Consider the following 16,166-nt stretch of genomic DNA (forward strand, 5'->3'; position numbering starts at 1 on the left):
CGGAACTATTTTCTCATTTTCGGAAGAATGGCCAAAGAAAAACCGCATTCTGTCAGGTTAATTTCAAAAAAACCGTCAGAATGCGGTCTGCGCATTTGTCTATTTTGTCTTTGTCTATTTTGCCATATCCGGCTCCCGTTCCTGCTGCCAAAGCAGTTTGTCGAACTCCTCCACCGGCATCGGCCGGTAGAATAAAAAGCCCTGTACATCGGTACAATTACAGCCTAACAGGAACTCCTTCTGCTCTTCCGTTTCCACGCCTTCGATGACGATATGCACTCCCAGCTGCTGCAGCATGGCAATGGTATTGCGGATAATGATCTGACTCTTATCTTTCTCCAGATCCCGGATGAATTCCCGATCGATCTTAATCTCATCCAATGTCTGATTCTTTAACATGTTCATAGTAGAATATCCGGTACCGAAATCATCCATGGACACCAGGAACCCTCGCTCCCGCAGGCTTTCCATGCGGCGATACATACCAACCTCGTCCTCCAGGAATGCGCTCTCTGTCAGTTCCAGCGGAACATACTCCGGCAGAACATCATATTCCTCCCTGAGACGGAGCAGTGTCTCTGTCAGTTTCTCATCATACGCATGCAATCGGGATACATTGATGGAAACGGGAATAAGTGTCCGGCCTTCCTTACGCAGCTTTCCAAGATAAGCAAACACTTTCTCCCAGATATATTCATCTACATTGATGATAAATCCGTTTTTCTCCAGTACGGGAATGAACTCTCCCGGTGGCACCAGCCCCTTTTCCGGATGCTTCCAGCGCACAAGCGCCTCGCCTCCGATCACTCTTCCGTCCCTCATATCGACCTTGGGCTGCACATATAGCTGTAGTTCTCCGTTCTCCAGTGCAGACACGATATCATTTTCCACCTGGCGTTCTCGCATCTTCTGACTACGCATTTTTTCATCAAATACTGCATATGTCCGATATACTTTGCCTTTGATACTGTTCATAGCCATCGTGGCGCAATCTTTCAGATAGCTGACGGCAGGAGCTCTCTCCGGTGAGATTCCGATTCCAAAGGATGGTTGTACACGGTAAGCGAACGGAAAGTCAGTTATCTTTTTTCTGATCTCCCGCACAATAATTTCCAGTTCCTCTACTTCCTCATAGCTTGTACATAAACAAAAGATATCTGCTCTGATATGGCAGGCATAGCTATCCGGTCTGTTATTCTCATACCAGTCAAAGCAGGACGCAATAAATCTTAACAATCTGTCTCCTTCGTCTCTGCCGCAGAACTCATTCACAGCCTTAAACTGTACAATATCCATAATTATGACGCTGTATTTTTTATCCGGCTGCTGCCTGATCATTTCACCGCACAGATAGAAAAAAGAATTGATATTATGCAGATTTGTCAGCCCTGTTCTGTTATTTTCTACATTTTCTTCCGCCATTTTTCTAAGAGAATACAGATATAATTCTTCTTTTCCGGCATCTGTTTTCTGCGGCGAAGATTCAATGATTTCCTCTTTTGCTTTCTGATACGTCATAGGCACCCTCCTCAAAACATAAACCAGTCCCGATGAATGCTTTTATTATACTTCATTTTGGTGATTTTTTCTACTATATGCCGATTTTTATTGTTTTTTTTAGGAAAAATGATATAATATGGGTGTCTGTAAAGTTATTTCAGAGAGGAGCGTACTTTATGTTTTTACTTTTAGCCGGCGGACTTTTGATCATCCTTTTGGCAGTAGTGATCGCCGTAGTATCCTCCGTGGTATCCGCAGTTGCGGCAGCTACCGACGATGCAGAAGACTGACATTCCGGACTTCGGACTGTCAGTTTTCTTCGCCCTAGCTTTTCTTTTTCTCATCTGCTTCCACAGTATCTTTCAATAACACTTCTACTTTCCGTGTTTTGAATCATAATTACAATTCTACCACCAGATCTGCATGGGCCAGCGTGGATTCCCGGTGAGCAATCACAATCGTTGTCCGCCCCGCCATCATTCTGTCCAATGCTTCATTTACCAATTTTTCAGAGTTATGATCCAATGCCGAGGTTGCCTCATCCAAAATAAGGATAGGTGCATCTTTCAAAACAGCTCTGGCAATGGCAATTCTCTGGCGTTGACCACCGGATAACAGGTTTCCGCGTTCCCCCACCCGAGTCTCATATCCATCTTTCAGCTCCATAATAAAATCATGTGCATTTGCAAGCTTTGCCGCATTGATAATGTCCTCCTGACTTGCGCCAGGCCTTCCATAGCGAATATTTTCTGCAACGCTTACGTCATAAAGATATGGTTCCTGAGGCACATAACCTATCAGTTGCCGTACCTCTGCTAAAGGATATTCTTCATAAGCCTTTCCTTTGATAAAGATTTTTCCTTCCTTTACAGGATACAGGCCCAATATAAGCTTGGCAATGGTACTCTTGCCCTTCCCCGATTCTGCCTTAAGAGCCACACATTTTCCCTTGGGAATATCCAAATTGAAATGCTGCAAAACATCCTGCCTGCCATCGTAGGAAAAGGTTACATCCCGGATACTGATTTCCGCATCTCCCTGGAAGGAAATCGCCGATACACTCTCATAGCGTTCAGGTTCTTCCTCCATATCCAGAAACTCAAACACTCTTTTAGCATTTGCAAGATAATTTGCCATAGACGGAATATAAAGTCCCACCTGTAACAAATTCCAGCTCATAGATCCGTATAACAAATAAACTGCTGCCAGCCTGTCCACCGTAGTGATTCCCTGACTGACCAAAACAAGCCCCACCGCAATAAACACCAACGAGCCAAGAAGTTCAAAGATCTGATTCAGTCCATCCAGCCTGGCAGACATAACGTTCCTCTTGTTTTGCTCTTTGCGATACTTTTCATTTTCTTTGATATATTGTTCTACCATCACAGATTTCAGGGAAAATATTTTAATCTGCTCTATGCCTGACAAAATATTGGAAATTCGTTCCGCAATGGATACATTGATGGTGGACATTTTCCAACTGACTCTTTGCATGGGTTCGATAAACAAGCCGTTTATCACAAGCAGTATAGCACTGGCGCCAAAGAGGCAGAGCGTCACCTGCCAACTGAGCATCAGCATTGCTGTCAGATAAAAGCTCATCATCAAAAATGGCATCAATACCCGCCGAAATCGAGAACCATAGATACCCTGGGCCCGTTCACAGTCATTAATCACCTTTGACATGAACTCGCTGCTGCCCGTCTGTTCATAATAAGAATACGGTAATCGCATACATTTGGAATATAGGGCCTTTTGTAAATCAGCGCCACCCTTTTTTGCCTCCATAGTATATACATAAAAGGACAGTGCATAAATAAAAAGCATCAGACATCCTATCCCTGCACACAGCAGCACCTCCTTTAAAAGTCCTGCAAACATATTCCTCTGTGCATAGTTTTCTACACGAAAAATAATATTTTTGAACAAGAGTGCAGTTATCATATCAAAAACAGACAAAGCTGCACTCATGAATATAATAGCCAAAAGATATCTGATAAATCCTGTCTTCATCATTTTCAACATCCGCCAAAGGATGCGTAAATCATTATCACTGTCCGCATCCCTGGGTCCACACTGTCTGATAATCACATCACTATATGCCATTTGTCCGTACCTCCCTTCTCACAATTTCCCCATTTTCAAAGACATATATCTCGTCTGCATCCGCAATAGTGTTCCGTCTGTGTGCAATAGTTATTACCGTCCGATTATGTGAAATTTCTCTCAAAGCCACCTGAATCTCCTGCTCCGTCTCCACATCCACTGCGGAAGTTGGTTCATCCAAAAGCAAAATAGGTGCGTCCTTTAAAAAGGCTCTGGCAATAGAAACCCTCTGTTTCTGGCCTCCGGACAATCTTGCCCCTCGCTCTCCCACTTCTGTGTCATAACCCTGAGGCAGTTTCATAATAAAATTATGAATATTCGCCTTTTCACAAGCCTCTATGATCTCTTCTCTGGCAGCACCAATCTTACCATACGCCACATTCTGGGCAATCGTTCCGGGGAACAAAAACACATTCTGGGACACCAGACTGATATGTTTGCGCAGTGCATTCATATCCCATTCTCTAAAATCGTGCCCATAAATACGGTATTGCCCGGCCTGTGGATAATAAAAACCAAACAAAATCTTCATAACGGTAGACTTACCTCCACCAGAATTACCGATAAATGCCACATTGCTGCCCCTTTTTATGGTCAGGCTAATATCCTTCAAAATCTGCTTTTCTTCTGAATACCCAAAATTCACATGCTCAAGTTCCAGGACGATCTCACCTTCAGGCGCAAAAACGCCTTTTCCAGACACCTCCTCTTCCTGATCAAGAATCTCCTGTAATCTTTTTATAGAAATACTGTACTCTCGGATAGAAGCAATCTGACCCGGGATATTTCCCATAGGTTTTGAAATCTGATCCAGCAGCATTGCATAGGCTAAAATTGTGCCAACAGTCATCCTTCCATGACAGACCTCATAAATGCAGAACAAATAACAGCAGAGTTTTGGTATCCATCGCACCAAATCCCCCACAACAAAATTCATTGCCAGCACCTTGGTTCGGCGTGACTCATTCCGCACAATCTCATCTGCTATATCAAAAATGCGTTTCTTCTGGAGTTCATATAAATGAAAGGTCCTGCCCACTGAAATCCCCTGAATTACATCATAAGCAGAATTTTCCAATTCATCATACAACTGCCTGCGCACTACGGCTATTTTCCCAACCATTTTGGTCAGTTTCCCTGCACTCCAAAACAGCAACGGATAGCAGATCATTGTCACCAACAACAGACGTACACTTTGTAATCCTATGTAACTGCACACAGTTATTATAGTAATTATCGCTACGAAAAGCTCCGGGATGCCCTCCGCAAATAATGCCTCCGTCTGGTACATATCCGACAAAAGTTTATTCATTAAAGTTCCCGTTCCTTCTGTATCGAAATACGGAATCCGAATCTCTACCAGCTTACTCACCAACATATTGCGTATATCTGTTTGCATGCAGATACTAAAGGTATTCTTGGAATAACTCTTGCCAAAAGCTATTGCCCCTCCCAATAGCATGAGAATAATAAATGGAATCATAAACTCCAGCAAGGCAGCCTTTTCTCCGGCAAATAAACTGTCCGTAGCGTCAGCAATTTTACTACTTCCAATCACAATTATCCGAATCAATAGATAAGAAAAAATTATATATAAGAAACAAAGATACCAATATTTTCGAATGGGATCCAAAAGCTTCGGATTTTTAGTGGTCATAAAAGGCTTCATTCGTACTTCTCCTTTAACGTAAATTATGCTGGAAACACCATCTCTTCTTTTCTCCCAAATGGTACATCAGTTTTTTGAAGAAAACCTCTGTATATACAGATAGAATGCTTGATTTTTCAGTTTTTTTGATATATTTTAGAAATAAAGCTGTTATTCCATTAAATACGCATAAGGAGAATTACCGTGCCGGCACCAATCCATCCAGACTACAATTTCAAGGTAAATCATAAGAAACGTGACAACCATTACTCTATGAATACCGCTGCATCCTATGAAAATATGTACGGCATTGGTTATATGATTTCCGGGGACCGTATCATCATTACTCCTCAAAAAACGGTAACTGTACATCCCGGCACAATTCAGTTCATTCACAAAAATCTCATACATCGTACTACTTATATTTCTGAGGGAATCTATGAAAATATTGATATAAAATTTCGGGAATCCGTGGCAGAATATATCATTTCCGTAATCGGGCAGGAGCGTTTTAATATGCTTTATGACCAAATCAGCATTACTCTCACTCCACAGGCCATCGAACAAATCGATCAGCTCGTTAAACTTATAGAACATGAATGGAATAATTATGACAATTACTCCAATACCATTATTCAGGGACTTGTTATACAATTTTTCGCAACAGCATTACGCGGAAAAACGTTTTCTTCCCAAAATGATGTCATTCTGAAAGAAACTCATTTTTCCTTAATAAATGCAATCCATTACGTTCAGTGCCACTATGTAGAGGATCCTTCCCTGAGAGAAACGGCAGAGGCAGTACACCTGTCTGATTCCTATCTTTCCAGACTGTTTACATCCCGTTTGGATACCACCTACTCCCGTTTCCTCACAGGGATAAAAATTTCTCATGCCATGGCATTACTTGTTAATACAAATCTGCCCATTATGGAGATTGCCGGTCAATGCGGTTATGACAACAGCAATTATTTTTCTGATTCATTTAAAAAAATTGTTGGTGTTTCTCCGTTAAAGTACAGAAAGCAGATAAATAAATAAAAGAACAGACTTTTTCTGTCTGCTCCTTTAACTAATTTCTTTGTGGGTATCAAGCCTTACTTAGAGGTTTTAATCAATCCGTTTACCTTTTCGTTACATACTTCTGAAATCTGCTCTTTGGTTTCTCTGGTATTGTATTATATGCTCTGAAATCTTTTTCTTGGGCATTGCTATTTTTCAAAGTAAACACAATATGCAAAATTATTTTATATTTTAAAATCCATTCAAACGTCCTCTCAGTTCTTCCTGAATTCCATATGCATCTAATTTTTTCTTTCCACCTTCTGTCTTTATATATACCTCTCCTTTGGACGTAGAAAATAAAATGTCATTTGTCCAACTTTTTACTACTACTTCTACAACATACAACTCCTCAATAATCTTGCTCTCGTCAGCTATGTTTTGAAATATAACTTCAACACAATCTGAGCTTACATATGGTTTCATCTGTCCGACTCTTTCAGCTATCTTTCTACTTATAACATCCTGATCATCTTTAGATAATTTTACTCCCTTCACTATTCTTTTATCACTTATCCCCCACTTTATTGTTCCTATACCAACGACACGACTATTTAAAAAAGCATTAATGTATATCTCAGCAACATCAATTATAGCGTTTATTGGACTACTACCCTTTATTTCCTTATACTCTATATTTCTCTTTTCAGTTTCCTTCACTTCCTGATTTAACATATACTTTACAATTATTTTTCCTTCTTCGTTTTTTTCTTGCCCCCTCATTATTTGCTTCATATTATTTTTAAAAATTTTATTATAATCAAATTGAGGTCGAGTAGATATTATATCTTTGCAGGTTCTTATCAAGTATATTACATTTTCTTCTGTTTCTTCAGTTATAGTGGTAGTTAAAATAATTTGAACATCTTTTAATCTTTTCATAACTTCTATCAAATTATTTCTAATTTTTGAATCCACTTTAGCAAAAGGTGCATCTAATAATAAAATACTATTTGAAGGAATAAGATATAGCAAATTTAAAATTTGTATAACGCTTTGTTGACCTTGAGACATATATACCCCTTCATATGCCAAAGAAAAATACCTTTCCATATCAACATTTTTTAATAATTTCATCGCATTCTTTATCATTTTAGTATTCAATTGACAATCATAATCCAGAAATTCTCCACTAAAAATAAACACCTTGTTTTCTTCCATTCTTGCAATTTTCTTTATATCTGCAAAAGATGATACAAAATATCCAGATTGTCCTTTTTTATATACCTTTTTTAAAACTAATTTTTCTTTGGAATCATGCAAATTCATACATATATATGCTTCTTGATTTTTATTCGTAAATTTGATTATTCCAGAATCGTGAAATAATGAATACAATAGTGCAAGTAAAGTTGTTTTCCCAACCCCATTCTCCCCTTGTATTATATTTATACTTTTATCAAATTTTAAAAATAAATTTTCCCATAATCCTAAATTCGAAATTTCTACTGTATCTATTATCATCTTACGTGTCCTTTACATAGTTTTTGGCTCTCATTTTATATATAATGGCAATAATAACTTTTGACACTCTTACTTTATTTCTCGAATATACATCATTATTAAATTCAACCCATGCCATACCCTTTCTCCTAATCATAAGCACTACACAAAGCAGATAAATATTTGTTTCATTTTAGTTGTCAATTTTTTATTTTACTCAATTACTTCCCATTCACCGGCTTTAGTAGCACCTTTTCTTATAATTTCTCCAGATTTCTTCATCAATTTAATTCGATAGCGCACTGCCTCTGCTTTCACATTCAGCATCTCTGCTATTTCATTAGCACTAATTGCCGGATTTTCTTTCATTAACTTCTTAATTTCTTTGGTAATTTCTTTGGTAATTTCTTTGGTAATTTCTTTGGTGACATCCGAACTCTTCTGCTCTTCCTCACGAATAGCTGCAAATTCATCATTAATCATGACCACTGCCATTGTATAATCATCAGTGTCGTTATCCGGCAAAAATTGCAATTCCGGTGAATGATTCTCTTTTAATGCATCCTTCGCACGTCGAATTCCCGAACCATATGACTCTATCAAATCCAGTGCAAAAAACATTTCTTTTAGCTCCGGATTCAAATACTGCCGATCATCAAATCGGGTTTCTTTATTCATTGCCTCAATTGTAACAGGAGGCACAGGCCGATTGTGGTTCACAAATGTTATTCTATCATTATAAATATAAATACCGATATAATTAGGTGACTCATACTGTTTGTGCAAAATACAATTTGTTGCCAGTTCCTCAAAAACCGTTAATGGCCAATTATAAACGATTCTATGTTCTATCGTCTCGCTATCCCTAACAGTATAGGAAGCCATAATATTGTCCTTAAAATATCGACTAACCTGCTTTGCCTGTATCCAAATCGGACCATCAAAAATTTTAGCTTCCATCTTATCCGTTCCAATAGCTTCCCTAATTATTTCCACATGAGCATAAGGTATGAATTTATCTGGTTTCTCTGTAAACATTAATACAGCAAAATTTTTCGCACGATACCCACCATATTCACTTTCACTAATTAATCCCATACTTTTTGCCATATCCAGTTTGGACTGATTTCTGATATCTTCTCTAGCATTTGTAGAAATCAAGTACTCCTTCATATATTCGTAACTCAAATCATCCAGAGTTGCTGTCTCATTCAAATTGGAGCTGAATACATCATGAGCAAATTTACGTAACAATTCATATTCCTCTTTAAAATTTGGCAAACGGCTATCTCTTTTTACTCTGATGTATCTACCGGCTTTTAATGAAATATCTTTGTCACTTTCTGCCTTATCACTTGTCTGATAAGGTCCGGAAGTTCCCGGTTCTACTGCTACAATAATATAATTCCTATCATCAACAACATCTGTAATCAGATGATAACTCACCTTAGGATAAATATTCGCCAATAATTGTTTCAACGAATTTTCTGTACTTTCTATCAACGATTCTTCTATACCATAAATAGGTCTTTTCGGAATGGCTTTTTCTCCCGTCTTTGGATCATTTACTTCCTCTATTCCAATAAACAGCAAACCAATCTCTCTATTCATGTAATTATTGGCAAATGCACAGATTGTCTTTAATATCTTATCTTTAAAAGTCGCAGACTTTTTATATTCAATATAATCATTTTCTATGCTGCCTTTTTCCAGAATGTCATGGGCCATTCTTTGAATATCTTCAATTCGCATATGCTTCTACCTGCCTTTTTGGTTATTAATATCTCCGAGAGTTCTCCGTTTTAAAAAATCCCTAAACTTATCTCTATTAAACTAAACAGATAACGCAATAACTCATCACATCTATTACTAGCAATGACATATTCCAATAATTCATCCAAATACCACCCAACTGCTTTCATTTCCATACTTTCTAGACAGGCCAAATATATTGTAGATTTCAACTAACTTCTGTCCAGAAAGATACTTCATTTTATTTTATACTATCCACTAAACTAATCTCTACTGCTCCGCAATTCTTGCTGCCAGGTCTTCTAAGTACATCCAGCGTTCCATTTTTTCCTCCAGCTGCTGTTCCGCAGCTTCTTTTTCTTTTGTCAGTTCATTCAGCTTCACAAAATCACTGGCATATTTTGAAAAATCCGCTTCCAAAGTTGCAATTTTATCCTCTAATGCTGCCATTTCGCCTTCAATGGATTCATAGTCTTTCTGTTCCTGGTAAGTGAATTTTAATTTGCGTTTCTGTCCGTTTTTCCAGTTTTTAGAAGTAGTTTCCTCATCGGCGTTCTTCGGCTGGGATGCTGCCGCCGTTCCTGTGCTCTCTGTGTTCCCCTCCGCAGCTTTCCTATTGGCATAATCTGTGTAACCGCCCTCATACTGCACCATGCGGGTATCCTCCAGGGCGAAGATCCTGCGGACCACACGATCCAGAAAATACCGGTCATGGGACACGACGATGACGATGCCTGGGAAGGTATCCAGATAATCCTCCAGTACCTGCAGGGTGGCAATATCCAGATCGTTGGTAGGCTCATCGAGAATCAGGACATTGGGTGCCCCCATCAGTACCTTGCATAATTGCAGTCTGCGCCGCTCTCCGCCGGACAGTTTTCCCAGCTGTCCGTACTGGTCTTCCCCGGAAAACAGGAACCGCTCCAGCATTCTCGCTGCCGTGATCTGTCCATCCTCCGTGGTGATATATTCTGCCACATCCCGGATATAATCAATGACTCTCTGTTCCGGATGCATCATGGTGTCGTCGATCTCCTGGGCATAATATCCCAGCTTCACGGTCTGCCCGATCTCAATATGTCCGCTGTCCGGAGCCACTTCACCCAGGATCATTTTCATCAGCGTGGTCTTACCACTGCCGTTAGGGCCGATAAATCCCACCCGGTCGTCCTTGCCGAACAGATAGGTAAAATCACGGATCAACACTTTATCGCCATAGCTTTTGGATACATTCTCGATCTCTACTGTGGTACGGCCCAGTCTGGATGCTGCGGAAGTCAGTTCCACTTTGCCGTCCGTCACGGGTCCCTTCACATTTTTCAATTCCTCAAAACGCTGCAATCTGGCCTTCTGCTTCGTAGAGCGGGCTCTGGCGCCCCGCTGTACCCAGGCAAGCTCATTGCGTAGGATATTCAGGCGTTTTTTCTCACTGGCCTGTGCCATCTCCTCCCGTTGCATTTTCAGTTCCAGATAGCCGGAATAATTGGCATCATAGGAATAAATCTTCCCTTTGTCCAGTTCCAGGATCCGGTCAGTGACACTGTCCAGAAAATAACGATCATGTGTAACCATGATCATAGCGCCTTTGCGGCGGCGCAGCTGATCCTCCAGCCAGTCAGACATGGAATTGTCCAGATGGTTGGTAGGCTCGTCCAATAACAGGATCTCTGCCGGGGACAACAGTACCGATACCAGTGCCAGACGCTTGCGCTGTCCACCGGACAACTGCCCGCAGGGCTGGTCAAATTCCGTAACGCCCAGCTTCGTCAGCATGCTTTTGGCATCCGCCTCGATGGTTCCGGCGTTTTCCTCCATGCGGTTGCCCCGAAGCACCGCTTCCAGTACGGTCTCTTCCGGTGCGAACTCCGGATTCTGGGGCAGGTAACGCACCAGACAGTGATTTGCCTTGATCACGGTACCGTCATCGGCCTCCTCCAGCTCGGCAATCATTTTTAGCAAAGTGGATTTTCCGGTTCCGTTAATACCAATGATTCCGGCCTTTTCCCCTTCCTGCAGGAAAAAGGAGGCTCCGTCAAAAATCTTGCGTACTCCATAACTTTTGGTAATATTGTCAACAGTCAGTATATTCATCTGTATAACCTCTTTTTAGAATTTACGCATAGCTTATACGAACTTTTTTCTCAAAGAATCGTATCATTTTTCATGTGCTATACTTCCAAATGTAGTATACTATAAATAATCTATTTTAGGAAAGAAGGTTTTCGCATGAACTTAAAAGATGCTGCTGCGAATCTGAATCAGGCGCACCCGGAAGACATCCTGCATTCCCTCTATACTCCCTGGGGTGAAATGATGATGCGCTCCGGTTCCTATGACGATATCCTGCCGGAATATCCCCGTCCGCAAATGAAACGAACGGATTACCATATGCTGAACGGTCTCTGGGAATATGCTTTTGTGCCCGCAGATGGGAGTAGTTCTTCGGAAGATTCTGCGTATTTTACCGCTCAGGGTTCCATCCGGGTGCCTTTTTCGCCGGAAGCCCTGCTTTCCGGAGTTCACAGACGGTTGGAACCCACGGAGTACCTGTGGTACCACCGGGAACTTTCTTTTTCCACGGAAGAGCTTTCCCAAAAAGAGGAAACTATGCGCTGCATTCTGCATTTTGACGCGGTAGATCAGGAAGCAACCGTTTTCCTCGGCACAAAGAAGCTTGGCACTCACAGTGGCGGCTACCTTCCTTTTTCCTTAGACATCACAGAATATGTAAACGCAGATCCGGTATCTCTCTATGTAAAAGTCCGGGATCTGACTGACACCGGTTATGCCACCAGAGGCAAGCAGACCCTGAACCGCGGCGGCATGTTCTACACCGCCCAGAGCGGCATCTGGCAGAGTGTCTGGTACGAATGGGTTCCGAAAAACTATGTGATCAATTATAAGATCACCCCCGAGTACAACAAGGCTTCCGTAACCTTCGTTCTGTGTTCTCCGAAGCCGTTCAACCATCTGGAATTCCGGATAAGTGCCCCCTCTTGCGACGGAACCCTCGCACAGGAAAATACCGGTTCACTCACGCAGATGCGTGTACGTAAAATTTCTGAGCAACAGGATTCCTTTGGGCTCACGCATACCACGGTTGTGCTTTCTTTTCCCGCCAGCGTCACCTATTCTGCAACGGATCCTGCTGATGCACCGGAGCCGGTAAATTTCAAGTCTTGGAGCCCGGAACACCCCTGGTTGTATCCTTTTACCCTGAACGCCGATGAGGATACTGTGGATGGTTATTTTGCCATGCGATGTTTCTCAGTCGAAAAGGATTCCAAGGGAATTTTGCGGTTTTGTCTGAATCACAAGCCCTATTTTCTCCACGGGATCCTGGATCAGGGCTACTGGTCCGACGGGCTGATGACTGCTCCCTGCGATGAGGCCTTTGTCTATGATATCAGCCTCGCAAAAGGGCTGGGCTTCAATATGCTCCGGAAACATATCAAGCTCGAGTCTCTGCGCTGGTATTATCACTGCGATCGTCTGGGCATGATCGTATGGCAGGATATGGTCAGCGGCGGCTCTACCTATCATATGCCCTGGGTATGCTATATGCCCACACTGTTCCCCCACATGTCCGCCCACACGAAGGATAATCATTATGAGCTGTTCTCCCGTGGTTCGGAAGAAGGCCGGAAAAGCTGGGAACAGGAATGTCTTGACACCATAGATCACCTGTACAATGTCCCTTCCATCGCCGTATGGGTGCCCTTCAACGAAGGCTGGGGACAGTTCGATGCTGCCCGTATTGCGAAAATGGTGGCAAAAAAAGACCCCACCCGTCCGATAGACCATGCCAGCGGCTGGTTCGACCAGAAAGGCGGGGATTTCCGCAGTATTCATAACTACTTCCGTCCGTTACAGGTAAAATTGGATGAAAAAAGGGCTTTCGTTATCTCGGAATATGGTGGCTACGCCTGTCACATCGACGGGCATTCCAGTGTGGACCGGGTCTACGGATATCAGAAATATGACACCCCGGAGGAGATGGCTGCTGCCCTAAAGCAGTTATTTTCCAGACAATTATTTCCTCTGATCTCAAAGGGCTTGAGCGGTGCGGTATATACGCAGCTCTCCGATGTGGAAGAAGAGGTGAACGGTCTGGTGACTTACGACCGGCGTATCGTCAAACTGCCTGTGGGACATCCGTTTGCGGCACCATCCTCTTTTGCAGCACCTTACTCACATGGAAATAAGCCGGAATAAGGAATGCATCCGCCATGATCCAGGCAATGGGACTGCCCAGGCATACCCCGGTGAAGCCGATGATTGGCACCAGTCCAAAGCCTGCCAAGGATCTGGCGATCATTTCGAAGACACCTGCTAAAATGGCGAATTTCGGGAAACCCATACCCTGGATCAGGAAACGGACAATGTTCACCAGTGCAAGCGGAATATAGAATGCCGTATTCCATAACAGAAAAGCACACACGTTGGCAATGATCTCTGCCTCGCCGCCGTCCACGAACAGCTGCGCCAGCGGACCGCCGAAAAATACTGCAATCAAAAATGCGATCACAGAGTATCCTACCCCCAACAGTACACAGGATTTAAGTCCCTTGCCAAGACGGTCCAGTTTGCCGGCTCCCACGTTCTGTCCACCGTAGGTTGCCATAGTGGAACCCATGGCATCAAAAGGACAGGCTAAGAAGTTACCGATCTTGCCGCCTGCAGTCATGGCCGCAACTGCCGCAGAACCTAAGGTATTGGCTGCAGTCTGTAAGATTACACTGCCAATGGCGGTAATGGAATACTGTAGCCCCATAGGAACTCCCATGCCGCACAACACCATCATCATATGTCCGTCCACTTTCCATTCTTCCCTGTGGATTCGCAGGATCTCGAATTTTTTCACCATATAGACCAGACATGCCACACCTGAGACTCCCTGGGAGATCACCGTTGCCCAGGCTGCCCCCGCCACGCCCATGTGCAGGGATATGATAAAATACAGATCCAGCACAATATTAATAATGGAAGACAGCACTAAGAATACCACAGGAGTCTTGCTGTCGCCGGTTGCACGGATCACGCCTGCCACGATGTTGTACAGGAATACCGTGGGAATACCGATAAATATAATGAAAATATAGTTATGCGCCCCGTCAATGATGTTGGCGGGCGTCTTCATCCATACCAGAATGTCCCGGCACAGGATCGCCGTCACCACGGTCATGATGACGGAAAAGGCAAGTCCCAGCCAGGCACAGTTGGCCACATATTTGCGCATGCCCACATAATCTCCGGCACCGAATTTATGGGACACGGGGATGGCAAATCCATTGCAGACACCCATGCAGAAACCGATGACCAGGAAGTTGATGGAGCCGGTAGAGCCTACTGCTGCCAGATCATCCACACCAAGAAACCGTCCTACGATCATGGTATCTACCAGATTATAGAACTGCTGGAATAAAAATCCGAATAATAACGGCACAGCAAAGCTGATGATAAGTTTCATGGGGCTGCCTTTTGTCAGGTCTTTTGTCATGGTAATAACCTCTCCATTTTTCAAATCAACCGCAAGCACTGAATTTATCAGTGTTTCCTGTTATTTCTATCGTTGAGAGTATATACGCGGCGCTCCAAAAAAGCAATATCTTTTTTTGCACATTTTATGTTTTTTTGCTATACTCTTTTTGTCATTTTTTTACAAGCATTGTTATTATGAGAGGGGAATTGTCATGAACGAATTTTTGAAATATCTGAAAATGATACCTGTAATTATCTATCCTTATATTTATGTATTGATTCTTGCTGTCTTCTTCCTGTTTGTAGGCGTACTGCCAGAGGATACCACGGATATCTCCCTGCTTGTCCTGCTTATCATCGCAGTCATCTATAACCTGTATTCCTTTGTCATCGTAATCGTCAATGCGGTACAGACCGCCAGGGGAAAATTGACTGCAGGGCAGGCTGCCCGGATGAACCTGATCATCAAAGGAATTCAGATTCCTGCTTATATCATGCACTTTATCCTAGGTTTCATCGGACTTGCCATGAGTGTCTGGGGCATCGGCTTTCTCCTGTGGGCAGTACTCATTGATCTTTTGACGATCCTGCTCACCGGCATCAGTTCCATCGGCTGCAGTATTCGCATGCGCAAAGAAAGGCTTGTCTCCCTGCCGGGTGCCATCTTCATGGGGATCGGATGTTTTATCTACTGTGCGGATGTGGTGATCGCCATTGTGTATGTTGTGAAAGCCCGGAAGAAATCTCCTGCTAAATAGAAAGTTAGCCTAGCTACGAGCCATGCAAAAATAGAGTGGAACACCTCGATGGGCGCTTGCGCACAAGCGAGACTGGTTCACTCTATTTTTATACGGCGACAGCCGTCTATGAAATAAGATTGACAGCGTTCCTTGCTGACAATCTTATGAATAGGCATGGTTCGTAGCGGAGGGAGCCTTAAACCAGACGAACTCCCGGAGCATGCGATACACATGTCTCGATGTAAGGTCTCCGGATGTGAATTTTCTACGAAAAGTGATGAGTAGTTCTCGTCATGACGGGGCCGCCTACAGTCGACATCCATGTCGACAATCGGCTGACGCGGACATCGTGTCCGCTTTCCCCCTGCCTTTCAGCACTTTTCTAGAAAATATCAACATCCTCCGACAAACATCTTCGACATGGCACCGCATAC

10 protein-coding genes are annotated in these 16,166 nt (G+C 42.7%); 3 read left to right on the forward strand and 7 right to left on the reverse strand.

The window, feature by feature from the left end; translation table 11 throughout:
* Window positions 1–114: 114 nt before the first annotated feature.
* The 3 genes from DW835_RS06770 to DW835_RS06780 form a co-directional block, all read right to left on the reverse strand.
* Complete coding sequence (locus DW835_RS06770) at window positions 115–1,518, reverse strand: GGDEF domain-containing phosphodiesterase (protein WP_117465622.1); 1,404 nt, start codon at window positions 1,516–1,518, stop codon at window positions 115–117.
* A gap of 381 nt (window positions 1,519–1,899) precedes the next feature.
* Window positions 1,900–3,606, reverse strand: coding sequence for an ABC transporter ATP-binding protein (locus DW835_RS06775; protein WP_118730899.1), 1,707 nt, complete (start codon window positions 3,604–3,606; stop codon window positions 1,900–1,902).
* Window positions 3,596–5,275 carry an ABC transporter ATP-binding protein gene (locus DW835_RS06780; protein WP_118730900.1) on the reverse strand — a complete coding sequence of 560 codons (1,680 nt, stop codon included), beginning with the start codon at window positions 5,273–5,275 and terminating at the stop codon, window positions 3,596–3,598. Before DW835_RS06780 ends, DW835_RS06775 begins: the two co-directional genes overlap by 11 nt.
* A 183-nt stretch (window positions 5,276–5,458) precedes the next feature.
* Between DW835_RS06780 and DW835_RS06785 the strand changes: the two genes are divergently transcribed.
* Complete coding sequence (locus DW835_RS06785) at window positions 5,459–6,295, forward strand: AraC family transcriptional regulator (RefSeq protein ID WP_118730901.1); 837 nt, start codon at window positions 5,459–5,461, stop codon at window positions 6,293–6,295.
* 213 nt (window positions 6,296–6,508) lie between these two features.
* On the opposite strand, the gene DW835_RS06790 is transcribed toward DW835_RS06785, so the two are convergent.
* The 3 genes from DW835_RS06790 to DW835_RS06800 all read right to left on the reverse strand — a co-directional run bounded on the left by DW835_RS06790 (window position 6,509) and on the right by DW835_RS06800 (window position 11,602).
* A complete protein-coding gene (locus DW835_RS06790; RefSeq protein ID WP_118669213.1) occupies window positions 6,509–7,780 on the reverse strand; it encodes an RNA-binding domain-containing protein in 1,272 nt (423 codons plus the stop codon).
* Between the two features lie 192 nt (window positions 7,781–7,972).
* The gene (locus DW835_RS06795) at window positions 7,973–9,511 is read right to left on the reverse strand and encodes an RNA-binding domain-containing protein (protein ID WP_118669212.1); all 1,539 of its coding nucleotides are present in this window, start codon (window positions 9,509–9,511) and stop codon (window positions 7,973–7,975) included.
* Window positions 9,512–9,781: 270 nt separating this feature from the next.
* The gene (locus tag DW835_RS06800; RefSeq protein WP_118669211.1) at window positions 9,782–11,602 is read right to left on the reverse strand and encodes an ABC-F family ATP-binding cassette domain-containing protein; all 1,821 of its coding nucleotides are present in this window, start codon (window positions 11,600–11,602) and stop codon (window positions 9,782–9,784) included.
* Between the two features lie 135 nt (window positions 11,603–11,737).
* Here DW835_RS06800 and DW835_RS06805 point away from each other — a divergent pair, with 135 nt between their 5' ends.
* Window positions 11,738–13,726 (forward strand): sugar-binding domain-containing protein, encoded by a 1,989-nt coding sequence (locus tag DW835_RS06805; RefSeq protein ID WP_118669210.1) that lies wholly within the window; start codon window positions 11,738–11,740, stop codon window positions 13,724–13,726.
* Here the strand turns inward: DW835_RS06805 and DW835_RS06810 are convergent.
* Complete coding sequence (locus DW835_RS06810; protein ID WP_118669209.1) at window positions 13,647–15,011, reverse strand: MATE family efflux transporter; 1,365 nt, start codon at window positions 15,009–15,011, stop codon at window positions 13,647–13,649. The two genes, DW835_RS06805 and DW835_RS06810, sit on opposite strands and share 80 nt — an antisense overlap.
* 193 nt (window positions 15,012–15,204) lie before the next feature.
* On the opposite strand from DW835_RS06810, the gene DW835_RS06815 reads away from it, so the two are divergent.
* Entirely contained in the window at window positions 15,205–15,750 is a 546-nt protein-coding gene (locus DW835_RS06815; RefSeq protein ID WP_118669208.1) for a hypothetical protein, read from the forward strand.
* Window positions 15,751–16,166: the final 416 nt, after the last annotated feature.

It is taken from the genome of Clostridium sp. AM34-9AC (assembly GCF_003480225.1).
Lineage (GTDB): Bacteria > Bacillota > Clostridia > Lachnospirales > Lachnospiraceae > Acetatifactor > Acetatifactor acetigignens.